This window comes from Pseudomonas sp. Pmew2 (assembly GCF_058129885.1).
Genome location: NZ_CM176702.1, coordinates 1190642 through 1213957 on the forward strand (window position 1 = coordinate 1190642; position 23316 = coordinate 1213957).

Below are 23316 nucleotides of genomic sequence, written 5' to 3' on the forward strand. Positions count from 1 at the left end.
TGGGCCGCCAGTGCGTACCCTGGAAATATGTTCGGCGCCCGGCGTTTGCCTGGCGCCCGATCCAATCAGCTTGCGACGATGTTGACCAGCTTGCCAGGCACGACGATCACCTTGCGAATGGTCAGGCCATCAGTGAAGCGCAATACGTTCTCGTTGATACGTGCGGCCGCTTCGACTTCTTCGCGGCTGGCGCTGGCGGGCATTTCGATATGGCCGCGCAGCTTGCCGTTGACCTGAATCACCAGTTGCAGGCTGTCCTGAACCAGCGCATTTGCATCGAATGCAGGCCAGCCAGCGTCGATGACCGGCTCATTGTGGCCCAGTTGCGTCCACAGCTCGTGGCTGATGTGCGGCGTGATCGGTGCCAGCAGCAGGGTGACCGTTTCCAAACCCTCCTGCAGCAGCGCGCGATCCTGCGGGGTGACCTGCGGGGCTTTTTCCAGGACGTTCATCAGCGTCATCACTTGTGCGACGGCGGTATTGAATTTCTGGTTCTGGCCAATATCCTGGCTCGCCTGTCTGATCGCCTGGTGAATCGAGCGGCGGATGGTTTTCTGGTCATCCGTCAGTGCCGCAATGTCCAGACCGGTCGATGCGCCTTGAGCGACATGCGCCTGAGCCAGACGCCACACGCGGCGCAGGAAGCGATGCGAGCCTTCGACGCCCGAGTCGGACCACTCCAGGCTCATGTCGGGCGGGGAGGCGAACATCATGAACAGACGGCAGGTATCGGCACCGTACTGATCGATCATGGTTTGCGGGTCGATGCCGTTTTTCTTCGACTTCGACATCTTTTCAGTGCCGCCGATTTCCACCGGCAGGCCATCGCTGGTCAGCTTCGCGCTGATAACCTTGGCCTTGGCGTCTCTTTCGAGAGTCACGTCGGCCGGGTTGATCCAGGTCTTCTTGCCGCTGGTTTCCATGCGGAAGTAGGTTTCGGCGTTGACCATGCCCTGGGTCAGCAGGTTCTTGAACGGCTCGTTCGAGGTCACCAGGCCTTCGTCACGCATCAACTTGTGGAAGAAGCGCGCATAGAGCAGGTGCAAAATGGCGTGTTCGATGCCGCCGATGTACTGGTCCACCGGCAACCAGTGGTTGGCAGCATTCGGCTCGACCAGACCACCCTCGTAATGCGGCGACGCATAGCGAGCGTAGTACCACGAGGACTCGACGAAGGTGTCCATGGTGTCGGTTTCACGCTTGGCCGGTGCGCCGCATTTCGGGCAACTGCATTCGTAGAACTCGGGCATGCGCGCCAGTGGCGAGCCAGCACCATCAGGCACTACGTCTTCAGGCAGGACAACCGGCAACTGGTCTTCAGGAACCGGCACGTCGCCACAGGTATCGCAATGCACGATAGGGATCGGGCAACCCCAATAACGCTGGCGGCTGATGCCCCAGTCACGCAGGCGGAACTGGGTGCGCGACTGACCGAGGGATTTTTTCACCAGTGCCGCTTCGATGGCATCGAATGCGGCCTGGAAATTCAGGCCGGTGAACTCGCCGGAATTGATCAGCTCGCCATGCTCGCCGTAGGCCGGCTGCCATGGGGCAGGCGTCTGGTCGCCGGCGCTGGTGCGTACTACGGGCTTGATCGGCAGACCGTACTGGGTGGCAAACTCGAAATCACGCTCATCGTGTGCCGGCACGGCCATGACTGCGCCATCGCCATAATGCATCAACACGTAATTGGCGACCCACACCGGCAGTTTTTCGCCGGTCAGCGGGTGCTCGACGAACAGCGAAGTCGGCTGGCCTTTCTTTTCCTGAGTGGCAACGTCAGCTTCGGCAACGCTGCCGCCTTTGCACTCATCGATGAACGCTTGCAGCCTAGGGTTGCCTTGCGCGGCCAGGGTCGCCAGCGGGTGTTCAGCGGCAACGGCGACGTAGGTCGCGCCCATCAGGGTGTCAGGGCGAGTGGTGAAGACTTTCAGTGCACCGGCTTCGCCGATCGAGGCCTGATCGTACGGAAATTGCACTTCCATGCCGCGCGACCTGCCGATCCAGTTGCGCTGCATGGTCTTGACCTGTTCAGGCCAGCCCGGCAGCTCGTCGAGGCTTTCCAGCAGCTCGTCTGCGTAGGCGGTGATCTTGAAGTAGTACATCGGGATTTCGCGCTTTTCGATCAGCGCGCCGGAACGCCAGCCGCGGCCGTCGATGACCTGCTCGTTGGCCAGTACGGTCTGGTCGACAGGGTCCCAGTTGACGGTGCCGTTCTTGCGGTAGATCACGCCTTTTTCGAACAGGCGAGTGAACAGCCATTGTTCCCAGCGGTAGTAATCAGGCTTGCAGGTGGTGACTTCGCGCGACCAGTCGACCGCCAGACCCAGGCTCTTGAGCTGGTTCTTCATGTAGGCGATGTTTTCGTAGGTCCACTTGGCCGGCGCAACGTTGTTGTCGATGGCGGCGTTTTCGGCCGGCATGCCGAACGCGTCCCAGCCCAGTGGCTGCAGGACATTCTTGCCCAGCATGCGCTGGTAACGGGAGATCACGTCACCAATGGTGTAGTTGCGCACATGACCCATGTGCAGCTTGCCGCTCGGGTAAGGAAACATCGACAGGCAATAGAAAGTGTCCTTGCCTGGCTGTTCACTGACTTCAAAAGACTTTTGCTCATCCCAGAATGTCTGGGCAGCGGCTTCGATTTCGCGGGGCTGATAGAGTTCGTGCATGGCTACTTTTTACTAAAGATTAGTGACCCTTGACCTCTTCATTGCTTCGCCGAGTCAGGTCGGCACCGCGTGGCGGACAATTGCAACTGTCTGTGCGGTGCGTTCGGGCTCAAGAGCACGGAAGTGGAATTACAGGAAGCGCAGTAGCATACATGAGGGCTGTCTATCGAGGGAAACCCTGATTGCGCCTCGCAGGGCTCAAAGCCCGGCTGAAAGCCCTATCTGCCCGTTGGTCGCAGTTCCATGCCGGTTTGCACAGCAGCGCTAAGCTCAATTTCGAGGGTGATGATTATCTTCGATGAGGTGAGCGGATGACCGAGTTGCAGCATGTAGTAAGCCTGTCCGAACTGTATGAGCGTCTGATCGACCGCCTCGGGCTTGCGCTCGAGACGGCGAGTACCTCGGTCCGGCTCCGAAACGAGTCGCCAGCCGAGCTTGAACTCAAGGGCTTGAGCAGTGCCGAACTCCAGCTGATCGAAGCCTATCTGGAAAAAGGCCTGAGGGCTGCGGACGTCGCTGTCAGGGAGCAGCTGGTCTTCCAGCCGGATCTCGGCAGGCCGTCCAGAGCGTCAGCGACTATCATCTGGCTGAAAGACAGGCGACGAGGCAAGGGCCTGGCACGGTTGGGTCGCAACAGTTAAGTATTTAAAATCTCGCTTCTGCGCGCAGGCGAAGGGCCTGCTTACTTCAGGCGTTGTCGCCTGGCTTCAAACATTCTAGGCTGCGGACATCCATGGAGATGTCCCGATGCCTTTGCGCTACCTGCTCAAAACCCTCCTGTTGCCGCCCGGTATCCTGTTTGTTCTGCTCATTCTTGGCTGGTGGTTGCGTCGTTCCCGTCCGAGCCTGGCAGCGGCATTTTTTGCGGTCGGTCTTGGCGGGCTGTGGTTGATGAGCCTGCCGGTAGCGGTGGAATTCGCTGCCCGTAAAATGGAGCGGGTCCCGCCCTTGCCGCAGCAGCAGTGGGCGACACTGGCGCAGCAGGCGGACGCCATCGTGGTACTGGGCAATGGCCGTGAGCGCAATTCTCCGACGTGGGGCACAGATACACCGACTGGTCTGGGGCTGGAGCGATTGCGTCTGGCGGCGCGGTTGTCGAAAACGTCCGGGCTGCCAATACTGACCACCGGCGGCTTGCACTTTGATCAGCCGCCCAGCGAGGCGTCGATCATTGCGCAGTCGCTGCACGATGATTTTGGTGTGACGGCACGCTGGCAGGAAGGGCTGAGCCGAACGACATGGGAAAACGCGACAATGACCGCTGCGGTTCTTCAACCGCTAGGCATCAAGCGCGTGGTGCTGGTCACGCAAGCCTGGCATATGCAACGAGCGCGCTGGAGTTTCGAGAAGGCTGGTTTTATCGTGGTGAGTGCGCCGGTCGGCTTTCTCGGTGTCGACAACGCTCGCCCCTTTGGAGGCTGGCTGCCTGAAAGTCGTGTGTTCACGCAAAGCGGCGTGTTGCTTAATGAAGCGGCAGGCTTGCTGGTTTATCCGTGGATTTATCCGCCCAGCCACTGACTCTTTAGCCGGTATCGCCTGAAAACAGGCGATACCGGTTTCGTGCACTCAGACGGTTTTGGCAATCCGTGCCGCCATCAACGCCCAGCCAAACAGCAGCAGGCAGACAATTGCCAGTGGCCATGAGCGCCAGCGCAGGTAGGGCGTGAGTTCGTGCATCGGTACCACTTCGCCGTACAACACGCCGCGTTCGAACTGCGGAATCTGTACCGTAATCCTGCCAAACGGGTCGATCAGCGCGGTCACGCCGTTGTTGGTGGCGCGGATCATCCAGCGGCCCGCTTCAAGGGCGCGCATCTGGGCCATCTGCAAGTGTTGCAGCGGACCGATCGAGGTACCGAACCAAGTGTCATTGCTGACCGTCAGCAACAGGTCGCTTTGCGCCGACAGGCCTGCGGCGAACTCTGGATAAACCACTTCGTAGCAGATGAACGGCGCGATGTGATAACCCTTGGCCTGCAACAGCGCCTGGTCGTTCGGGCCGCGGGCGAAGTCCGACATCGGCAGGTCGAAGAAGGAAATCAACCCGCGCAACAGGTCCTGCAGCGGCACGTATTCACCGAACGGCACGAGCTTTTGCTTGTAGTAGGTGCCATCGCCTTGGCCGGTAACCGTGATGCCGTTGTAATAGCGATACTCGCCGCGCCCGGTCGGCTCACGCACTGGCACGCCGGTGATCAGCGCTGCGCCGCGGTCCGAAGCGAACTTGCCCATCATCGCCAGGTAGCCTTCTGCGCTTTCCTTGAGCACCGGCACGGCGGTTTCCGGCCAGACGATCAGGTCAGCCTGCTGTGAACGGAAGGTCATGTCCCGGTACAGTGCGAGCTGATCATTGAGCTTTTGCGGGTCCCACTTCATGCTTTGTTCAATGTTGCCCTGCATCGCCGCGACTTTCAGCGGCGGGCCGGACGGTGATGTCCAGGCATGGTCCTTGAGTGCCAGGCCTGCGATCCAGGGTGCCAGCAACAGCACCACACCCGTCGCCAGGAACGATTTGCGTGCCCGCAAGCGGTGCAGGTTGCACAACAGTGCGGCAGTCAGGCCCAGCGAGAACGAGATTAGCCATACACCACCGACCGGGGCGAGCCCGGCAAGTGGTCCGTCAAGCTGGATGTAACCGGAATAAAGCCACGGGAAGCCGGTAAGGAACCAGCCGCGAAATGCCTCCTGCCACAGCCATAGTGCTGCAAACGCAAGTGCATCGGCCAGCGGCGCTTCGTTGCGCCGTAGCCAGCGCGCCCAGACCCAGGCGGGCAGGGCGAAAAACAGGGCAATTGCGGCGATGAACAGCAGCATCAGCAGCCCGGCCAGCAGTACCGAAGCACCACCGTAGGTATGGATGCTGACGTAGATCCAGCTGGTGCCCGCGCCGTACAGGCCAAAGCCGTAACACCAGCCACGAGCCAGCGCCTGGCGCGGATTCAGCTCGCGCAGCCCCAGATAGAAGAGGGCCACTGACACCAGCACCAGCGGCCAGAAGTCGAAGGGCGCCAGGGCCAGGGTCGTGAGCCCGCCAGCCGCCAGGGCCAGCAGGTTACCGGGCCAGCCGGGGCGGGTTATCCAGCGCATGTAGATTCCTTAAAACAGCATCAAGTGGTTACGGACGTGAAATGGGAGTCACGCGCAGCAAATGAATGCGACGGCTGTCAGCGCTCAGGATGCGGAAACGATACGCACCGATTTCAGTGATTTCGTTGCGCTTGGGCAGATGGCCGAAGGCATTCATCACCAGACCGCCCACGGTGTCGAACTCGTCATCGGAGAACGCACTGTCGAAGAATTCGTTGAAATTCTCGACCGGCGTGAGGGCCTTGACCAGAAAGTCACCGCTGGGCAGTGGCTTGATATAGCTGTCTTCCTCGACGTCATGCTCATCTTCGATATCGCCGACGATCTGTTCCAGCACGTCTTCGATAGTCACCAAACCTGCCACACCACCGTATTCGTCAATGACGATGGCCATGTGATTGTGGTTGGCGCGAAACTCGCGCAACAGCACGTTGAGGCGCTTGGATTCGGGCACGAACGTAGCGGGACGCAGCAGCTTCTTGACGTCGTCGCTGTCGCCGTCGGCTTTAAGGATCAGAGGCAGCAGATCCTTGGCCAGCAGCACACCGAGCACGTCATCGTGGCTCTCGCCGATCACCGGGTAGCGCGAGTGCGCAGCATCGATGACCGCAGGCAGGAACTCACGGGGTGTCTGGGTCGCCTTGATGCTGATCATCTGCGAGCGCGGCACCATGATGTCGCGCACTTGCAGGTCAGCCACTTGAATGGCGCCCTCGACGATGGCCAGCGCTTCGCTGTCCAGCAGTTTGTTCTGGTGGGCTTCGCGCAGCAGCTCAAGCAGCTCCTGGCGGTTTTTCGGCTCATGGACAAAGGCCTGGGTCAGTTTACCCAACCATGACTTTTGCCCGTTGCTCGATCGGTCTTCGCTCATAGCCCTTACTCGTGGTCCTTGCTTGGTGTGTCTGAATGGGGGTGGTCGGCACTTTCATCTTCTGCGTAAGGGTCGGGGTAGCCCAGCTCCTCAAGCAACGTTCGTTCCAGTGCTTCCATTTCTTCGGCTTCTTCATCATCGATGTGGTCGTAACCCAGCAGATGAAGGCAGCCATGAATGACCATATGTGCCCAGTGCGCGTCGACGGACTTGCCTTGTTCAGCAGCTTCGCGGTTGACCACCGGGACGCAGATGACCAGGTCGCCCAGCAACGGGATGTCCAGCATGTCGTCTGGAACATCCGCCGGGAATGAAAGCACATTTGTAGCGTAATTTTTATGTCGCCAAGTGTGATTGAGCTCGCGCCCTTCGTTTTCGTCGACGAGGCGGATGGTCAGCTCGGAATCGGCACTGCGCTGGCGCAGGCCCATTTCACACCAGAGGCGGAATCGGGCTTCGTCGGGGGCGCTTGTTTCGCTTGCAATCTGCAGGTCCAGCTCAAGCATCGCGGTTCTTGTCCCGTGGGTAACTGTTGTTGCCCGACGAACCGTCGCTGAGCTGATCGTCGAAGCGCTCATAGGCCTCGACAATGCGCTGCACCAGCGGGTGGCGAACCACATCCTTGGGTTTGAAATGCGTGAAGCTGATGCCCGGCACGTCCTTGAGCACATCAATGACATGCGTCAGCCCCGACCGGGTGCCCTTGGGCAGGTCGACCTGGGTGATGTCGCCGGTGATCACGGCGGTAGAGCCGAAGCCGATACGGGTCAGGAACATCTTCATCTGCTCGACAGTGGTGTTCTGACTTTCGTCGAGAATGATGAAGCTGTTATTAAGGGTACGTCCGCGCATGTAAGCCAGCGGTGCCACTTCAATGACCTGCTTCTCGATCAGCTTGGCGACGTATTCGAAACCGAGCATCTCGTACAGCGCGTCATACAGCGGGCGCAGGTACGGGTCGATCTTCTGGGCCAGATCGCCGGGCAAGAAGCCCAGTTTCTCGCCCGCTTCGACCGCCGGACGCACCAGCAGGATGCGACGAATCTGCTCGCGTTCCAGCGCATCGACTGCGCAGGCAACCGCCAGGTACGTCTTGCCAGTACCCGCAGGGCCGATGCCGAAGTTGATGTCGTTGCTGAGGACTTCCTTGACGTAACGCTGCTGATTCAGGCCGCGCGGGCGAATCATGCCCTTTTTGGTGCGCAGCGAGACGCCGACTTCGGCGGCAGGGTGGTTGTCGAGGCCGTCCACGCCTGATTCCTGAAGGAACAGGTGGACCATGTCCGGCGTCAGCTCGGTACCCTTGGTTTCCCGGTACAGGCGGCGCAGAAGATTCTCGGCGGAGTGATTTTGTTTTGAATCGCCAATGAGCTCGAATTGATTGCCGCGATTGCGGATCTCGATGTCCAGGCGTTGCTCGATCAGGCGCAAGTGCTCGTCGAGTTGCCCGCACAGGTTGGCGAAACGATGGGCCTCGAAAGACTCGAGGGTGAAACGATGAGGTTCTATGGGTGCGTTCAAGGTCGTTTAATGGCCGTCCGGCGGCAATTGAGATGTATTGAAGAATACCCCTGGCGCTGATTGTGTGAAAGCTTTGCCTTGTTAAAGGCCGCGCCAGGGATTCACCGTGCTCAATGGTAGGGACCGCGCAGAACCGAATTCATTCGGCGATTCGTTTCTGCGGCGACATTCAAGGTTTACTGTAGCAGCGAGCCACGCAGAGAGTGAGGCTGCGCATCATCAATGTGTACGTCGGCAAACTGCCCGATCAGTTTCGGATTGTTGCAGCGAAAATTCACAATCCGGTTGTTCTCGGTGCGGCCCTGCAGTTCGCCAGGGTCTTTCTTCGAATAGTCGGTTACCAGAATGCGCTGGATGCTGCCCACCATCTGCCGGCTGATCTCGAAACCCTGCTGGTTCAGGCGGTGTTGCAGCGCGGCCAGGCGCTCTTTCTTGAGCGCTTCTGGCGTGTCGTCTTTCAGATCTGCGGCAGGCGTACCCGGGCGCGGGCTGTAGACGAACGAGAACGAGAAGTCGAAACCCACGTCTTCAATCAGCTTCATGGTGTTGTCGAAATCTTTTTCGGTCTCGCCGGGGAAGCCAACGATGAAGTCGGAACTGATACTGATGCCCGGCACGGCCGCCCTGAGCTTGCGCAAGCGGGACTTGTATTCCAGCGTGGTGTGGTTGCGCTTCATGGCCGCCAGAATGCGGTCGGAACCCGACTGCACCGGCAAGTGCAGGTGTTTGACCAGCTCCGGCACCTCCGCATGGGCCTGAATCAGGCTGTCGGAAAACTCCAGCGGGTGCGAGGTGGTGTAGCGAATGCGGTCGATGCCATCGACCGCGGCAACCACCCTGATCAGGTCCGCCAGATCTGCAACCCGCCCGTCGTGGGTGGTTCCGCGATAGCCGTTGACGTTCTGCCCCAGCAGGGTGACTTCACGCACGCCGTTTTCGGCGAGGTGGATGACTTCGCTCAGCACATCGTCAAATGGCCGGCTGACTTCCTCGCCACGGGTATAGGGCACCACGCAGAACGTGCAGTATTTGCTGCAGCCTTCCATCACCGACACATAAGCGCTCGGGCCATCGACGCGCGGCTCTGGCAAATGGTCGAATTTTTCGATTTCCGGGAACGAGACATCGACCTGCGGCAAGCGGGTGATACGCGCTGCGTCGATCATTTCCGGCAGGCGATGTAAGGTCTGGGGGCCGAACACCACGTCCACATAGGGCGCGCGATCACGAATGGCTGCGCCTTCCTGGCTGGCTACGCAGCCACCGACAGCGATCACCATCTCGGGATTGGCCAGCTTCAATTCACGCCAGCGGCCAAGCTGGGAGTACACCCGGTCCTGGGCGCGCTCGCGAATCGAGCAGGTATTGAGCAGGATCACGTCGGCGTCTTCCGCGCGAGCGGTGACTTCCAGGGCCTGATGTTCGCCCAGCAGATCGACCATGCGCGAGCTGTCGTACTCGTTCATCTGGCAACCGTGGGTTTCGATATAAAGCTTCTTGGTCATGCGTGATCATCAACCGTATCAGTGAACCGAGCATTATAAGGATGAAGGGCTTGGGTTCCTAGCGTTGGCTGTCCGATGGACATGCTATAGTCCGTGCCCCTTTTTCCATCTCCGATCGTTACCCGCCCGTTATGACCAAACGCGAAGCTCCAATCTACAAGGTGATTTTCCTCAACCAGGGACAGGTGTTCGAGATGTACGCCAAGCAGATCTATCAAAGTGATCTGTGGGGCTTTCTGGAAGTTGAAGAATTCGTTTTCGGCGAACGCACGACGGTTGTGGTGGACCCGAGCGAAGAGAAACTCAAGGCTCAGTTTGAAGGCGTGGTGCGCAGTTTCGTGCCGATGCATTCGATTGTGCGCATCGACGAAGTCGAGCGCATGGGCGTGCCGAAGATCAGCGAAGCGCGCGGCAGCAGCAACGTAATGCCGTTTCCCATGCCGATGCCGGAAAAGTAAGTCTGAATCGCAAGTGCCCTGAGCTATTGCTGGTCAGGGCAGCGGAGAGAATGGGCTGCGCCCTTCGGCGGTTTGCAGTTCAAGCAGGTATTTGCGGAAGATCTGCCCCAGCACCTGGGTGGCAACTTCCAGTTCGTCGCGCTGCATCTTTGCCGATACCTCGTCGGCGGCATCCAGCGCCTCTTCCGAGCCATTGACTGCTGCCATCTTCAGCACGATATAAGCCTGAATATTATTGGCCTGCACCCCTTCACCACGGCTGAACATCAAGCCCAGTTGATACTGCGCCTGGGCATGGCCCTGCAAGGAGGCCTGCTCGAAGTAATTCAGCGCCTGCGGCAAATCGCGAGGTGCATTTCTGCCCTCGTAATAGAACTCACCCAACTCGTACTGCGCCTGCGCATCCCCACCCTTGGCGGCCTGCTGGCACGCTTCAAGCGCAGCGGGCAGGTTCTCTGGCTGGGTATTGAGGGTGCAACGACCCATCGCCGGGATTAACAACGAGTTGCCGCCAGCAGTCGCCAGCAGGGGATAGACAAGCAACAGGCAGCCCAATACAAGGGTGCGGCCGGTGCGGTTCATGGGAGTCGACTTACCTCTGAAAAAGGTGCGGGCATGCCCGACCAGCTAAACGTGCTGGCTGCGCATTATGAAATAAGCAGAGCCAACCTTACAAAGTCTTTACGGATTTTCTGCTGCACGGCGTTGAAAACGCCCTTCTTTAGGGGGGCATTACCTGAAACAACACTTCCAGTGACCTGTGTTTGCAGCATCCGCACTGCATTGTAGAAGCAAAATACGTACTTAGCGTTCCGTTTCATTCACAGGCATCACTCGCGCCGGTTCAATGACACCCGGCGCGGGTGAGTCTGACGAGCTTATTTCAGCGCAGCAAACGCTTTTTCCGCGGCATCTAGTGTCAGTTTCAACTCGGCATCGCCGTGGGCGATGGAGGTGAAGCCGGCTTCGAATGCGCTCGGCGCGAGGTACACGCCGCCCTCCAGCATCAAGTGGAAGAAACGTTTGAAACGCTCGGCATCGCTGGTCATCACGTCTTCAAACGTTACGATTTCACGCGCTTCACTGAAGTACAGGCCGAACATGCCACCCGCCTGGGTTGTCACGAACGCAATACCTGCTGCATCGGCGCGCTGTTGCAGGCCTTCAAGCAGGCGACGGGTGTAGTCGCTCAATTCATCGTGAAAGCCCGGGCGGCTGATCAGGCGCAGGGTAGTCAGGCCAGCGGCCATCGCCAACGGGTTACCCGACAGGGTGCCCGCCTGATAGACCGGACCAAGCGGTGCGATGTGCGACATGATTTCGCGTTTGCCGCCAAAGCAGCCGACCGGCATACCGCCACCGATGATCTTGCCGAAGGTGCTCAGGTCGGGCGTCACGCCGTAGTAAGCCTGTGCGCCACCGAGGGCTACGCGGAAACCGGTCATCACTTCATCGAAAATCAGCACCACGCCGTGCTCGTCGCACAGGTCGCGCAGACCTTGCAGGTAGCCAGGCGCGGGCGGCACGCAGTTCATGTTGCCAGCAACGGGCTCGACGATGATGCACGCCACTTCCTGACCCACTTCAGCCAACAGGTCACGCACGGCGTCGAGGTTGTTGAAGGGCACGGTCAGAGTGTGTTTCGCAAACGCTGCCGGTACGCCAGGCGAACTGGGTACGCCCAGGGTAAGGGCACCGGAGCCGGCCTTGACCAGCAGGCTGTCGGAGTGACCGTGGTAGCAGCCCTCGAACTTGATGATGCTGTCGCGGCCGGTAAAGCCTCGGGCCAGACGGATCGCGCTCATGGTCGCTTCAGTGCCGGAGCTCACCATGCGGACCATTTCCATGGACGGCACCAGTGCGCAGACCAGATCGGCCATTTCGGTTTCCATGGCCGTCGGTGCGCCGTAAGACAGGCCGTGTTCCAGCTGGCTGCGCACGGCATCGAGCACTTCCGGGTGGCTATGGCCAAGAATCATCGGCCCCCAGGAGCCAACGTAATCAACATAGCGTTTGTCGTCTTCGTCAGTCACGTAAGCGCCCGCAGCGTGCTTGAAGAACAGCGGCGTGCCACCCACGCTTTTGAAAGCACGAACCGGCGAATTGACGCCACCGGGGATGTGTTTTTGGGCGTTGGCGAACAGTGTTTCGGAACGGGACATGATCGGGTCTCTGCTTTGAAACGGGGAATTCGTGTCTACGCTGGGGTCAGCCGAGGCGGGCAGCTTTAGAGCAGGCTGCTTTATTGAGTGGCATGAGCCAGAGAAGGCGCAGGAACGCGCACTATATCAAATGAAGAAGGATCCACGTACTCGTGGGAGCGAGCTTGCTCGCGAAGGGGGCGGTGCAGGCCCCGAAAACAGAGCATTTTGAACCATCGCCTTCGCGAGCAATGCGGATTGCCGCCCCGGTCACTCCCACAGCAATTCTGCTTTACAACAACGCCATGAAGGCTTTTGCCCGGCGAGTGACTTCCTGGGCGTTTTCAGCGCCGAACAGGCCGTGTACCACGGCGAGCAGGTCTGCTCCATGTTCGACCAGTTGCGGGGCGTTTTCCAGGGTGATGCCGCCGATCACGGCAATCGGCAAGTGAACCCTGGCACGCACCTGAGCAATCAGGTCCAGCGGTACTGCGGGGGCGCCGGGCTTGGTCAGGGAGTTGAAGAACCTGCCAAATGCTACGTACGTCGCGCCATCAGCCTTTGCCTGCTCGGCCAGTTCCAGGCTGCCGTGACAGGTGGCACCGACAATCGCCTTGTGCCCCAGCAGGGCACGCGCATCCGGCAACGAGCCGTCGGTCTGGCCCAAATGCACACCCACGCCCAGACGCGCCGCCAGTTCGGCGTCGTCGTTGATGATAAGTCGCGTCTTGTAGCGCTCGCAGAGTTTGAGCAGCTCGGTCGCTTCGCGCAGACGGCGGGACTCGTCACTGGTCTTGTCGCGGTATTGCAGCAGCGTCACGCCGCCATCCAGCGCAGCTTCGACGTACGAGAGAAATTTGCCGGACAGCAACTGGCTGTCGGTAATGGCATACAGGCCACGTAGTTTCATGAATCGAGCCTCATGGCGATGTGTTACGAGCAAAAATCCAGCGGCAACCGACGAGGCACAAATTGCCCGCGGCCCAGCTGTTCGGCGTCCCTGAGCGTTCGCCAGGTGTAGTCCAGCGCCGATCTTACCGCGCTGACCAGTTCTTCTCCCTGGGCAATACGCCCGGCCAGTGCGCTGGCCAGTGTGCAGCCTGAACCGTGGTAGCTGCCGGGCAGGCGTTCGCAAATGAAAGTGTGGGTCTGGCCGCCACGCACATAAAGACGATTATGGATTTGCTGTTCGTCACCATGACCGCCAGTGATTAACAGGTATTCACAAAACAGCAGTAGCTTGTCGGCGCACTCGTCCGCAGTACCCTCAGGCAGCTCGGCAAGAATGCGTGCTTCCGGAAGATTGGGGGTCGCGATGGTCGACAAAGGCAGCAGCCGTTCGCGCATGGCGTAGCCGACTTCGTCCTTGCCCAGCCGTCCGCCGCCGCCAGCACGCAGCACCGGGTCGCAGACCATTGGCAAATGCGGGTGAGCAAGGAGCAGGTCGACGACAGTGTCGACCATCCCCAGCGAACCGAGCATGCCCAGCTTGACGGCGGCTACGTTCGAATCGTTGAGGACGGCATTGGCCTGTGCCATGACCCATTCGCGATCGAGCACGCGAAAATCACTGACATCTACAGTGTCTTGCACGGTGAGCGCAGTAATCGCCGGAGCGGCGTGACAGCCCTGGGCGAGCAGGGCTTCTATATCGGCCTGCATACCGGCACCGCCACTAGGGTCGTGGCCGGAGAGGCAAAGGACAACGGGGCGGGAGCTATAGATATTCATGGTGCGCGAGCTTATCACTAAACCTTTCGCGGGCCGCTCGGGGTGCCAGGTTTTTCTTGCTGGTGATGGTCCGTCGGCGACTGTCGCAGATTCGACAAACCTGCAAAAAATACTCATGTTTGGCCTGAAATAGCCGATGTAGAGCTATTGCCTTGATTTTTATCGCGATACTGTCTTTACGCTATTAGCGGCTATGCTTGTGTGGTCAGACCGATTACCGACGGTTTGCATCGTTTTTTATACCGATGCCAGCCAGGTCATCCCAACGTTCAATGGTCTGTTTGAATCATTAGCCTGTTTCAAGGACAGAAAATTGCGGGACGTCGTAATCAATGGATGGATTGAACGCGACGACCTACCTTGGGGCTTCAATGCGCTATCTGTTGATCATTCTGGCTCTTTGGCTGCCGTTGCAGAGTCATGCAGTCGAGTTTGATGAAAACACTCGTTTTCTGCCGTTGGGTCGTGCCATTCAGGTATTCGAAGACCCGACCGGCGATGCGACCATTGAAAGCGTCAGCGCCGCCGCTCACGCCGGTGCCTTTCAGTCCGTGCCTGCCGGGACCTTCAACGCCGGGTATTCGCGTTCCGCCTTCTGGCTGAAAGTCGAGCTGACCTATCGCCCGATAGACGCCAGCATCCATAACGACTGGTTGCTGGAACTGGCCTATCCGCCAATGGACCACGTTGATTTCTATGTCCCGGATGCCGACGGGAATCCCGGGCGGGTCTGGCAGACCGGCGACATGTTGCCGTTCTCCAGCCGTCAGTTCGCTCAGAACAACTACCTTTTCCAGCTGGACCTGCCAGCGGGTCAGACGCGAACCCTGTATATGCGCATACGCAGCGAAGGGTCGGTTCAGGCTCCGCTCAATCTCTGGTCTACTCACGCCTACCTCGAGGCGCAGCCCACCAAGGTTTACGTTTTCGGGCTGATCTACGGCGTGCTGCTGGGCATGCTGGTCTACAACCTGTTCATCTACCTCAGCGTCCGTGAGGTGGATTACCTGTACTACCTGCTGTATGTCGCCTCGTTCGGGCTTTACCAGATGTCGATCAACGGCGTCGCAATTGAATACCTGTGGCCTGACAGCCCCTGGTGGGCAAATGCGTCGACGCCCTTTCTGATGGCGCTGGCCACGCTGTTCGCGTGCCAGTTTTCCCGCAGTTTTCTGGGTACGGCACAGTTGGCGCGCTGGCTGGACCGCTTGCTGCTGATAGTCATCGGCGCTGCTGTGCTGGTGATGGGCATGGCCTTGTTCCTGGGCTACGGGCCAGCCCTGCGCGGGGCCACTCAACTGGTCATGACAGGGGCCGTGACGATCTACCTGGCGGGCATTGTCGCCATCATGAAAGGCGAGCGGGTAGGGCGCTATTTTGTGCTGGCCTGGTCGGTCTTCATGGTCAGCGGGTTGATCTTCGGGCTGATGCTGCTGGGCTATTTGCCCAACACCTTCCTGACCATGTACGCCTCGCACATCGGCACGGTGCTGGAAATGGCATTCCTCTCCATGGCGCTTGCCGACCGTATCAACCATGCCCGATGCCAGCAGGCGCGAACGCTGCTGGCGGCAGGTCAGGATCTGGAGCGTCTCAACCAGCAACTGGCCAACAGCAACCGGCTGAAAGATGAGTTCCTTGCCACGCTTACCCATGAGCTGCGCACGCCGATGAACGGTGTGATCGGGTCGCTGGAAGTGATGCAGACACTCGATATGGATGACGAGCTGGAGATGTATCGGCAAACGGCTGCCAGTTCCGCGCGGGACATGATGAGTATGATCAACGGCATTCTGACCCTCACCGAACTTCAGGCCGGTGTGCTGTATGCCGACTGCAATGCCTTTTCGCCCGAAGACCTCGCCGACAGGCTACGCAATCGCTTCCTGGGCGCCGCTCAGTCCAAGGGGCTGATTTTGACGCTTGATCTGGACGATAAGCTGCCGCCGTGCCTGCGTGGCGACATCGACAAGCTCTACCAGTGCATTGAGTGCCTGGTGGACAACGCGATCAAATTCACCCGTAAGGGCGCGGTGCAAGTGCGCTTCAGCGGGCACCCGCAGGATCTGGAGCGCATGCACCTGCGGGTTGAAGTGATGGACAGCGGCATCGGTTTCAGCCGACTGGACGAAGCCCAACTGTATCAACACTTCTTTCAGGTCGACGGCTCCATGACCCGCGAATACGGCGGGCTGGGCATCGGTCTGGCGATTTGCCGGAAACTGGTCGAGTTGCAGGGTGGCGAGCTGAGTCATCGTTCCGAGCCAGGCAAGGGCAGTTGCTTTACCTTGAACGTCCCGATGCTGATGGCCGTACCGGGCGCGGTGCGCAGAGCCCCAGAACTCAAGGCCCAGTGGGGTATATAAAGCGTCATTTGATACGCGCATCAGGTAAAAGCGCCGAGATTTCGGCGGCTACGGCACTTTTGCAAGTGTCGGGCGCGTGATTCACTGTCTGCATGTTGCGCGTGCACACAGGCAGGAGATGACTCATGAACCTGAATCAATTCGCCGAAACCCACGAAGTCACCAATCAACCGCCACCGCTGGACGGGGCGAACCTCTACCGTATCGACGTGCCGCTTCAGGAGTGGAGCAGCCGCTTCGGTGCGGGCTGGGCGCAACCGCGCATAGACGCTTACGGTGCCCTTGCAGGCGGCCCGCTGATGGAGGCTGGCTTTCTGGCCAATCAGAACAAGCCTGCATTCGCCAGCCATGACCGTTACGGGCACCGCATCGATCTGATCGAATTTCACCCGGCGTACCATCAGTTGATGAGCACGGCCATCGAGCATGGCATCCCGTCGTTGCCATGGACCGATCCGCAACCCGGTGCTCATGTGGCGCGCGCTGCCATGAGCTATCTGCATACGCAGGCAGAACCGGGCAGCGGCTGCCCGCTGACCATGACGTTCGCCAGTGTTCCTGCGCTCAGGCTGCAACCGGATCTGGCTGAAATATGGCTGCCCAAGGTGCTGTCGACTGAGTACGACTCACGTAACGTGGGCATTGCGCACAAGCGTGGCGCAACCATCGGCATGGCCATGACCGAAAAACAGGGCGGCACCGACGTGCGCGCCAATACCACGCGCGCGTTCCCGGTAGGCGCGGGTGGCCCCGGCCAGGCTTATGAGCTGGTCGGACACAAGTGGTTCTGCTCGGCACCGATGTGCGACGCGTTTCTGACCCTGGCGCAGACCGATAAGGGCCTCAGCTGTTTTCTGCTGCCGCGCCACCGACCGGACGACACCCGCAACGAGTTCTATATCCAGCGCCTGAAAAACAAGCTCGGCAACTGGTCCAACGCATCGAGCGAAGTCGAGTTTCGCGGCGCGTTGGCGTGGATGATCGGTGAGGAAGGGCGCGGCGTACCGACCATCATTGAAATGGTCGCCATGACCCGTTTCGACTGCATGATTGGCTCCAGCGCCTTGATGCGTCAGGCGCTGACGCAGGCCGCGCATCATTGCGCGTATCGTGCGGTCAGCGGCCGGCTGCTGGCCGAGCAACCGTTGATGCAGAACGTTCTGGCGGACCTGGCGCTGGAAAGCGAGGCTGCGCTGGCCCTGACCCTGCGCATGGGCCGTGCGCTGGACCATCTCGATGATGATCACGAAAAACGCTTTGTCCGTCTGGTCACGGCAGTGGGTAAATACTGGATCTGCAAGCGGGCTCCGGCCATGATCAACGAAGCCGCCGAATGCCTGGGCGGTGCCGGTTATGTTGAGGACAGCATTCTGCCCCGGCTTTACCGCGAAGCCCCGGTCAACTCCACGTGGGAAGGCTCGGGCAATGTGCAATGCCTGGATGTGCTGCGAACCCTGTCCAAAGAACCAGGCGCGCTCGATGCGCTGTTCGACGAACTGGGCGACGGGCACGGCGATCGGCATCTGGCGGCGCATATAGCTGCATTGAAAGGTGCGTTTCAGGACACGAGCGATATTCAGTACCGCGCCCGCCAACTGACCGAGAACATTGCCGTCGCCTTGCAGGGCAAGCTATTGCTGGAAGCGGGCAATGCCGCTGTCAGCGATGGCTTTATCGCGGGGCGAATAGCCTCTGGCGGGCGGGTGTATGGCACATTGCCGCGTGGTGTCGATGTCGAAACATTGCTGCTCAGGTCCTCGCCACAGGTGGCATGAGCACGCGAACCCGTTACGATGCACGTCTGCAAGATCAGACAGGACATGAATCGTGACCCAAGCCTTTGTTGTTGTCGACACCGCCGAGCAGGCCGTAGAGCGGCTCGCCGAGCTGCATGAGCGCGCGACCAGCGCGCTGAGCCAGGCGCTCAAGCGCTATTTGAAAGACCGCGTCGAGCCCACTGCCGAGGAGCGAGCGCAATTCAGCTACCCGGAACTGCGCCTGGTCTACCAATGCAAGGGCGAAGTGCCGGTAACCACTCGTGCCTACGCCAAGGTGCAGTTGCCGGGTACTTACAGCGTTACCGTCACGCAGCCCAAGGCCTTCAAGAAGTACCTGCTCGAACAACTTGTCCCGCTGATGAAAGATTTCACCGTGACGGTTGAAGTCGGCATGAGCGAGCAGAGCATTCCTTATCCTTACGTGGTCGAGCAGGGCGATGAGCTGGCCGGCACTGGTGTTACCGCAGCGGCGCTGGCGCGGGTATTCCCCAGCACCGACCTGTCGGCTGCCACCGATGGTATTGCCGACGGCCTTTATGACTGGGCCAATGTCGACCCGCTGCCATTGGCGCTGTTCGACGCTGCACGGGTGGATTTCTCGTTGCGCCGTCTGGTGCATTACACCGGCAGCGACTGGCGTCATGTGCAGCCGTGGATTCTGCTGACCAACTACCACCGCTATGTCGACCAGTTCATCCTGCACGGGCTGGAAAAACTCCGCGAAGACCCGCGTTTCGTGCGTATGGTTCTACCGGGCAATGTGGTGGTCGACAAGAGCATGAGCCTGGATGAAGCCCAGGCCATCGTCGCCAGCGTGGTCTGGCACCGCTATCAGATGCCGGCCTACCATCTGATCGCCGAAGACGGCCATGGCGTGACACTGGTCAACATCGGCGTCGGCCCGTCCAACGCCAAGAACATCACCGATCACCTGGCAGTCCTGCGTCCGCATTGCTGGCTGATGATTGGTCACTGCGGCGGCCTGCGTCAGTCGCAGACCATCGGCGATTACGTACTGGCCCACGCCTATATGCGTCGCGACGGCATTCTCGACCGCGTGTTGCCGCCGCATATCCCGATTCCGGCGCTCGCCGAAGTGCAACTGGCCTTACAGGAATCGGCGGCGCAGATCACCGGCGAACGCGGCGAAGAGCTCAAGAAGCGCCTGCGCACCGGCACGGTGTTGACCTATGACGACCGTAACTGGGAGCTGCGCTGGGCTCAGGAACGTCCATTGATCAACCTGTCGCGTGCCGTGGCGGTCGACATGGAAAGTGGCACCATCGCCGCTCAGGGTTATCGCCTGCGGGTGCCTTACGGCACGTTGCTGTGCGTATCCGACAAGCCGTTGCACAGTGAAATCAAGCTGCCGGGTTCGGCCAATGCGTTCTACGAACGTGCGGTCAGCCAGCACCTGAAGATCGGTATCGCCGCGCTGGACCTGCTGCGCACCGAGCTGAACTCGCTGCACTCGCGCAAACTGCGCAGCTTCGACGAGCCGCCATTCCGTTAATAGCATTCCGTTAATAGATTGGTATTTGCACGAAGGGCCACTAAAGTGGCCCTTTCTGTTTTTTGATTGCCTAATTCCCATGTCCCGCACCCAACGCCCCGTTTCCCGCCGTCCTGCCTCCAACCCGGCAGGCGCTGCCCGGCGTGTCGCCAAAGCGCCAACGGCCGAGCCGAAGCTGTTCCTCTTCAACAAGCCATTCGATGTGCTGACTCAATTCAGTGACGAAGGAGGGCGCGCCACGCTCAAGGACTTCATCAAGATCCCCGGCATTTATCCGGCCGGACGACTGGATCGCGACAGTGAAGGCTTGTTGCTGCTGACCAACGACGGCCAGTTGCAGGCGCGCATCGCCGACCCGAAACACAAACTGGCCAAGACCTACTGGGTGCAGGTCGAGGGTGAGCCGACCGATGAGCAGTTGCAGCAGTTGCGCGACGGTGTCCAGCTCAACGACGGCCCGACCTTGCCCGCCGAGGCGCGGCAGCTCGATGAACCGCAACTGTGGCCGCGCAACCCGCCTGTGCGCTTTCGCAAGAGCGTGCCGACCAGCTGGCTGGAACTGGTGATCAAGGAAGGGCGTAATCGGCAGGTGCGGCGCATGACTGCTGCCGTCGGCTTGCCGACCCTGCGGCTGGTGCGGGTCAGAATTGGCGACTGGACGCTGGATGGGCTGGATCAGGGCCAATACCGGGAAGTCGCCGCAAAGCTGTGAGGTCGAGCGGGCTTAGTTGCGCAAGTGAGTCAGCGGCATTTCGGTGCTGGCCAGCACCTGATTGAGCACAAAGCTGGACTTGACGCTGGTCACGCCCTCGATCCGCGTCAGATGGCCCAGTAGCAGTTTCTGGTAGTGATCCATGTCCGGCACCACCACTTTCAGTTGGTAGTCTGCGTCCATGCCGGTCACCAGGCTGCATTCCAGAACCTGAGGCAGGTTACGGATTTGCTGCTCGAAATTCTCGAATCGCTCGGGCGTATGCCGGTCCATGCCGATCAGCACGTAGGCGGTGAGGTTCAGGCCAAGTTTCTTGCGATCCAGCAGGGCCACCTGGCGCACGATGTAACCGTCGTCCTCCAGTTGCTTGACCCGGCGCGAGCAGGGTGAGGGTGACAGACCGATGCGTTCGGCCAATTCCTGGTTGGATATGCGTGCGTCACGTTGCAATTCAGCCAAAATGCTCAGGTCGTATCTGTCGAGCTTGCTCACGATGCACCCCTTTATCAATTCAATTGCGCTGGATTATTCATCTGAAGTCAAAAATTGCGCAAGTAATGTTTTAATCCGCAATATTAGCAATCCTCTGCCTTAGCCTCAGGCCTATTCTTTTAACCAGAATCACTGCCCGGACACAGCGTCCAGCGCGACTCGCCGAATCAGGCCAGTCGCGGCCTCCCACCCAACAGGGTGTGCCAGGCCCCCGGGCTACATACTGTCCAGAAGACGGCATGAGGTGAGCCAACGTCAAAAGCGTTGCGCCAGGGCGAAGTATCTCAAGGGGGCCATTTGGTCCCCTTTTCTTTGTCTGCTGATAAAGTGCGCAGAACGGCGCTACGCTTAAACAGTCTTAATGACGTCAACCCGCGCTCTAGTGAGGAAAGCATGAAATCTGGCATCTGGCAGTTTGCGGGTGTGAGTCTGTTGTGTCTGAGCATCAGCGCTCAGGCATTGGCCGACGAACGTGATGATTCGCCGCGCAATCAGTTGTACAACAGCTCTGGCGAAAACGGGCAGCAGCGTCAGCAACAACAGCAGCGCTTCCAGGAACAGAATAATCAGCAGCGTCAGATCCAACAGCAGCAGAATCAGCAGCGCCAGGTCGAGCGTCAGCAGCAACAACAGATCAACCAGCAGCAGATCAATCAGCAACGTCAGATTCAGGAACAGCAGAACCAGCAGCGTCAGGTTGAGCGCCAGCAACAGCAGCAGATCCAGCAACAGCAGATCCAGCAGCGCAACGTCGAGCGTCAGCAGCAACAGCAGATCGATCAGCAACAACGTGATCAGCAGCGTCAGATTCAGCAGCAGCAAAACCAGCAGCGCCAGCAGTTGCGCCAAAGCCAGAACAACCTGCCGATCCAGGGTGGTCCTGGAGAGGTGTGGCAAACCCAGCAGCCGCGTCAGGGCTACTATCAGGACATCCCGCGTGGCAACAACCGCAACTGGCAGGCCGGTAACGGTCGCCTCAATGACCGTTGGGAAGGGCGTCCCGACGGGCGTGGCAATGGCTGGGGGCCAGGCCCGCAATATCGGCCTGGCTATGCGATAGATCGCGTACCGGGTGGCTACTCGCGTATTCCCTATCGTGGTCAGGACTATTACTACTCGGGTGGTTACTGGTATCGCCCGCAAGGCCCGCGTTATGTCGTGGTGACACCGCCTTACGGGGTACGTGTCAGCAGACTACCGTCCTACTCGCAGGAAGTGTGGATCGGCAGCAGTCTGCTGTTTCTGGCAGCCGGTACTTATTATGCCTACCAGCCTGACAGTCAGGACTACGTAGTGGTCAACCCGCCGCAGAACGAGGCGGTGTATCAGGCCCCTGCTGGACAGCAGGTCAATGGCTACGACCCGGTTGCCTACCCTGCCAATGGCCAGAGTCCGCAACAGGTCGAACTGGATCACTATCAGTGCTATTTGCAGGCCGCGCAGCAGAGCGGCTTCGACCCGGCCAATGTCAGCGGCCAGCCGCCGCCGGACTTGGTGGATGCCTATCGTCGCTCGATGGGTGACTGTCTGGCAGGGCGTGGCTACAACGTCAGCGTCAATTGACGCTGATCAGACATTGGCCTGCTTGACGACTTCCTGAGGGTCGGCGTGCACCAGCACTTCGGCCTTCGGGAATTGCTCGTGAATAGCATCGGCGACCTTGTCGCAGAGCGCATGGGCGACCGACAGGGTCAGTGTGCCCGGCAACTCCAGATGTAGCTGCACAAACCAGTGATTGCCGGATATCCGTGTACGCAGATCATGCGCCCCAAGCACGCCAGGCACGTCGCACGCCAGCGCCAGCATGCGCGTGCTGACATCGGCGGGCAATTCTTCATCCATCAACACCGACACTGTCTCGCGGGCGATCTGCAAAGCGCTCCACAAGATGTACAGCGCGATGCCCAGACCAAAATACGCGTCCAGCTGTTGCCAGCCGAAATAGGCAAGGGTCAGCGCCACCAGAATACTGGCGTTCAGCAGCAAGTCGGAACGGTAGTGCAGCGAGTCGGCACGGATGGCCGCCGAGCCTGTCGCCTTGATCACCCGGTATTGCAAGGTGAGCAGTGCGAGCGTCAGTGCGATGGAAATCACCATCACCACCATACCCAACAGCGGCGCGCCCAGCGGCTCCGGGTTCTGGATGCGTTCGACCGCCTGAACAGCGATCAGCACGCCACTGACGGTGATGAACAGCGCCTGCGCCATACCCGACAGCGCTTCCGCCTTGCCATGACCATAGCGATGATCCTCATCGGCTGGGCGCAACGCGTAATGCACCGCCAGCAGATTGAGGAACGAGGCCGCGCCATCAAGCAACGAATCGGTAAGGCCGGCCAACAGGCTCACTGAACCACTGAGCCACCAGGCAACGCCCTTGGCCAGGATCAGCGTCACGGCAACCGCCAGCGAGGCCCGCGTCGCCAGACGCAGCAGTCGGGAATGTTCGGCAGTGGTGCTCATGACGCT

General features: G+C 59.7%; 21 protein-coding genes. 8 read left to right on the top strand and 13 right to left on the bottom strand.

Translation table 11 applies throughout. The features are described 5' to 3' along the window. Positions 1-65: 65 nt before the first annotated feature. Positions 66-2672: a leucine--tRNA ligase gene (gene leuS, locus AC4ANK_RS05480; protein WP_002555322.1), complete on the bottom strand. Its 2607-nt coding sequence runs from the start codon at positions 2670-2672 to the stop codon at positions 66-68. Between the two features lie 311 nt (positions 2673-2983). Here leuS and AC4ANK_RS05485 point away from each other — a divergent pair, with 311 nt between their 5' ends. Both AC4ANK_RS05485 and AC4ANK_RS05490 read left to right on the top strand, forming a co-directional pair. Then, the gene (locus tag AC4ANK_RS05485; RefSeq protein WP_002555321.1) at positions 2984-3313 is read left to right on the top strand and encodes a hypothetical protein; all 330 of its coding nucleotides are present in this window, start codon (positions 2984-2986) and stop codon (positions 3311-3313) included. 106 nt (positions 3314-3419) lie between these two features. After that, a complete protein-coding gene (locus AC4ANK_RS05490) occupies positions 3420-4190 on the top strand; it encodes a YdcF family protein (RefSeq protein ID WP_002555320.1) in 771 nt (256 codons plus the stop codon). A 48-nt stretch (positions 4191-4238) separates the two neighbouring features. Here the strand turns inward: AC4ANK_RS05490 and lnt are convergent, their stop codons facing one another. The 5 genes from lnt to miaB form a co-directional block, all read right to left on the bottom strand. Further along, a complete protein-coding gene (gene lnt, locus AC4ANK_RS05495) occupies positions 4239-5759 on the bottom strand; it encodes an apolipoprotein N-acyltransferase (protein ID WP_031594977.1) in 1521 nt (506 codons plus the stop codon). A gap of 28 nt (positions 5760-5787) precedes the next feature. Further along, complete coding sequence (locus AC4ANK_RS05500) at positions 5788-6630, bottom strand: CorC family transporter (protein WP_002555318.1); 843 nt, start codon at positions 6628-6630, stop codon at positions 5788-5790. Positions 6631-6635: 5 nt separating this feature from the next. Continuing rightward, positions 6636-7136 (bottom strand): rRNA maturation RNase YbeY, encoded by a 501-nt coding sequence (ybeY, locus tag AC4ANK_RS05505; RefSeq protein WP_002555317.1) that lies wholly within the window; start codon positions 7134-7136, stop codon positions 6636-6638. Continuing rightward, positions 7129-8151 (bottom strand): PhoH family protein, encoded by a 1023-nt coding sequence (locus AC4ANK_RS05510; RefSeq protein ID WP_002555316.1) that lies wholly within the window; start codon positions 8149-8151, stop codon positions 7129-7131. Before AC4ANK_RS05510 ends, ybeY begins: the two co-directional genes overlap by 8 nt. A 176-nt stretch (positions 8152-8327) precedes the next feature. Continuing rightward, positions 8328-9656, bottom strand: coding sequence for a tRNA (N6-isopentenyl adenosine(37)-C2)-methylthiotransferase MiaB (miaB, locus tag AC4ANK_RS05515; protein WP_002555315.1), 1329 nt, complete (start codon positions 9654-9656; stop codon positions 8328-8330). A 131-nt stretch (positions 9657-9787) separates the two neighbouring features. Here miaB and AC4ANK_RS05520 point away from each other — a divergent pair, with 131 nt between their 5' ends. After that, positions 9788-10114, top strand: coding sequence for a DUF1820 family protein (locus AC4ANK_RS05520; protein ID WP_002555314.1), 327 nt, complete (start codon positions 9788-9790; stop codon positions 10112-10114). A 33-nt stretch (positions 10115-10147) separates the two neighbouring features. Here AC4ANK_RS05520 and AC4ANK_RS05525 read toward each other — a convergent pair whose 3' ends face one another. The 4 genes from AC4ANK_RS05525 to AC4ANK_RS05540 all read right to left on the bottom strand — a co-directional run bounded on the left by AC4ANK_RS05525 (position 10148) and on the right by AC4ANK_RS05540 (position 13986). Further along, the gene (locus tag AC4ANK_RS05525) at positions 10148-10696 is read right to left on the bottom strand and encodes a tetratricopeptide repeat protein (RefSeq protein ID WP_002555313.1); all 549 of its coding nucleotides are present in this window, start codon (positions 10694-10696) and stop codon (positions 10148-10150) included. Between the two features lie 296 nt (positions 10697-10992). Beyond that, the gene (gene hemL, locus AC4ANK_RS05530; protein ID WP_002555312.1) at positions 10993-12276 is read right to left on the bottom strand and encodes a glutamate-1-semialdehyde 2,1-aminomutase; all 1284 of its coding nucleotides are present in this window, start codon (positions 12274-12276) and stop codon (positions 10993-10995) included. 271 nt (positions 12277-12547) lie between these two features. Continuing rightward, positions 12548-13165: a thiamine phosphate synthase gene (thiE, locus tag AC4ANK_RS05535; protein ID WP_002555311.1), complete on the bottom strand. Its 618-nt coding sequence runs from the start codon at positions 13163-13165 to the stop codon at positions 12548-12550. Between the two features lie 23 nt (positions 13166-13188). Then, positions 13189-13986: a hydroxymethylpyrimidine/phosphomethylpyrimidine kinase gene (locus AC4ANK_RS05540; protein ID WP_002555310.1), complete on the bottom strand. Its 798-nt coding sequence runs from the start codon at positions 13984-13986 to the stop codon at positions 13189-13191. 371 nt (positions 13987-14357) lie between these two features. On the opposite strand from AC4ANK_RS05540, the gene AC4ANK_RS05545 reads away from it, so the two are divergent. From AC4ANK_RS05545 to AC4ANK_RS05560, 4 genes are all read left to right on the top strand, one after another. Next, positions 14358-16352, top strand: a complete 1995-nt coding sequence (locus tag AC4ANK_RS05545) for a sensor histidine kinase (protein WP_460385224.1) — start codon at positions 14358-14360, stop codon at positions 16350-16352. 125 nt (positions 16353-16477) lie between these two features. Beyond that, positions 16478-18127, top strand: coding sequence for an acyl-CoA dehydrogenase family protein (locus tag AC4ANK_RS05550; protein ID WP_002555308.1), 1650 nt, complete (start codon positions 16478-16480; stop codon positions 18125-18127). Between the two features lie 52 nt (positions 18128-18179). Beyond that, entirely contained in the window at positions 18180-19643 is a 1464-nt protein-coding gene (gene amn / locus AC4ANK_RS05555; RefSeq protein WP_002555307.1) for an AMP nucleosidase, read from the top strand. A 79-nt stretch (positions 19644-19722) separates the two neighbouring features. Beyond that, positions 19723-20355 carry a pseudouridine synthase gene (locus tag AC4ANK_RS05560; RefSeq protein WP_002555306.1) on the top strand — a complete coding sequence of 211 codons (633 nt, stop codon included), beginning with the start codon at positions 19723-19725 and terminating at the stop codon, positions 20353-20355. 12 nt (positions 20356-20367) lie between these two features. Here the strand turns inward: AC4ANK_RS05560 and AC4ANK_RS05565 are convergent, their stop codons facing one another. Continuing rightward, positions 20368-20847 (bottom strand): Lrp/AsnC family transcriptional regulator, encoded by a 480-nt coding sequence (locus tag AC4ANK_RS05565; protein ID WP_002555305.1) that lies wholly within the window; start codon positions 20845-20847, stop codon positions 20368-20370. A 348-nt stretch (positions 20848-21195) separates the two neighbouring features. Beyond that, on the bottom strand, positions 21196-21744 hold the full coding sequence (locus tag AC4ANK_RS05570; protein WP_369812040.1) for a hypothetical protein: 549 nt from the start codon (positions 21742-21744) through the stop codon (positions 21196-21198). Here AC4ANK_RS05570 and AC4ANK_RS05575 point away from each other — a divergent pair. Further along, positions 21736-22410, top strand: coding sequence for a DUF6515 family protein (locus AC4ANK_RS05575; RefSeq protein ID WP_223216206.1), 675 nt, complete (start codon positions 21736-21738; stop codon positions 22408-22410). The genes AC4ANK_RS05570 and AC4ANK_RS05575 overlap by 9 nt on opposite strands. Positions 22411-22416: 6 nt before the next feature. Here the strand turns inward: AC4ANK_RS05575 and AC4ANK_RS05580 are convergent, their stop codons facing one another. Beyond that, complete coding sequence (locus AC4ANK_RS05580; RefSeq protein WP_002555303.1) at positions 22417-23310, bottom strand: cation diffusion facilitator family transporter; 894 nt, start codon at positions 23308-23310, stop codon at positions 22417-22419. Between the last annotated feature and the right edge of the window lie 6 nt (positions 23311-23316).

Excerpts from the sequence above, each read along its gene's own strand:
- leuS (WP_002555322.1), bottom strand. The coding sequence starts at position 2,672 with ATGCACGAACTCTATCAGCCCCGCGAAATCGAAGCCGCTGCCCAGACA.
- AC4ANK_RS05490 (WP_002555320.1), top strand. The coding sequence starts at position 3,420 with ATGCCTTTGCGCTACCTGCTCAAAACCCTCCTGTTGCCGCCCGGTATC.
- AC4ANK_RS05485 (WP_002555321.1), top strand. The coding sequence starts at position 2,984 with ATGACCGAGTTGCAGCATGTAGTAAGCCTGTCCGAACTGTATGAGCGT.
- AC4ANK_RS05500 (WP_002555318.1), bottom strand. The coding sequence starts at position 6,630 with ATGAGCGAAGACCGATCGAGCAACGGGCAAAAGTCATGGTTGGGTAAA.
- lnt (WP_031594977.1), bottom strand. The coding sequence starts at position 5,759 with ATGCGCTGGATAACCCGCCCCGGCTGGCCCGGTAACCTGCTGGCCCTG.
- hemL (WP_002555312.1), bottom strand. The coding sequence starts at position 12,276 with ATGTCCCGTTCCGAAACACTGTTCGCCAACGCCCAAAAACACATCCCC.
- AC4ANK_RS05545 (WP_460385224.1), top strand. The coding sequence starts at position 14,358 with ATGCGCTATCTGTTGATCATTCTGGCTCTTTGGCTGCCGTTGCAGAGT.
- AC4ANK_RS05540 (WP_002555310.1), bottom strand. The coding sequence starts at position 13,986 with ATGAATATCTATAGCTCCCGCCCCGTTGTCCTTTGCCTCTCCGGCCAC.
- miaB (WP_002555315.1), bottom strand. The coding sequence starts at position 9,656 with ATGACCAAGAAGCTTTATATCGAAACCCACGGTTGCCAGATGAACGAG.
- AC4ANK_RS05580 (WP_002555303.1), bottom strand. The coding sequence starts at position 23,310 with ATGAGCACCACTGCCGAACATTCCCGACTGCTGCGTCTGGCGACGCGG.
- AC4ANK_RS05550 (WP_002555308.1), top strand. The coding sequence starts at position 16,478 with ATGAACCTGAATCAATTCGCCGAAACCCACGAAGTCACCAATCAACCG.
- AC4ANK_RS05525 (WP_002555313.1), bottom strand. The coding sequence starts at position 10,696 with ATGAACCGCACCGGCCGCACCCTTGTATTGGGCTGCCTGTTGCTTGTC.
- AC4ANK_RS05520 (WP_002555314.1), top strand. The coding sequence starts at position 9,788 with ATGACCAAACGCGAAGCTCCAATCTACAAGGTGATTTTCCTCAACCAG.
- AC4ANK_RS05560 (WP_002555306.1), top strand. The coding sequence starts at position 19,723 with ATGTCCCGCACCCAACGCCCCGTTTCCCGCCGTCCTGCCTCCAACCCG.
- thiE (WP_002555311.1), bottom strand. The coding sequence starts at position 13,165 with ATGAAACTACGTGGCCTGTATGCCATTACCGACAGCCAGTTGCTGTCC.
- ybeY (WP_002555317.1), bottom strand. The coding sequence starts at position 7,136 with ATGCTTGAGCTGGACCTGCAGATTGCAAGCGAAACAAGCGCCCCCGAC.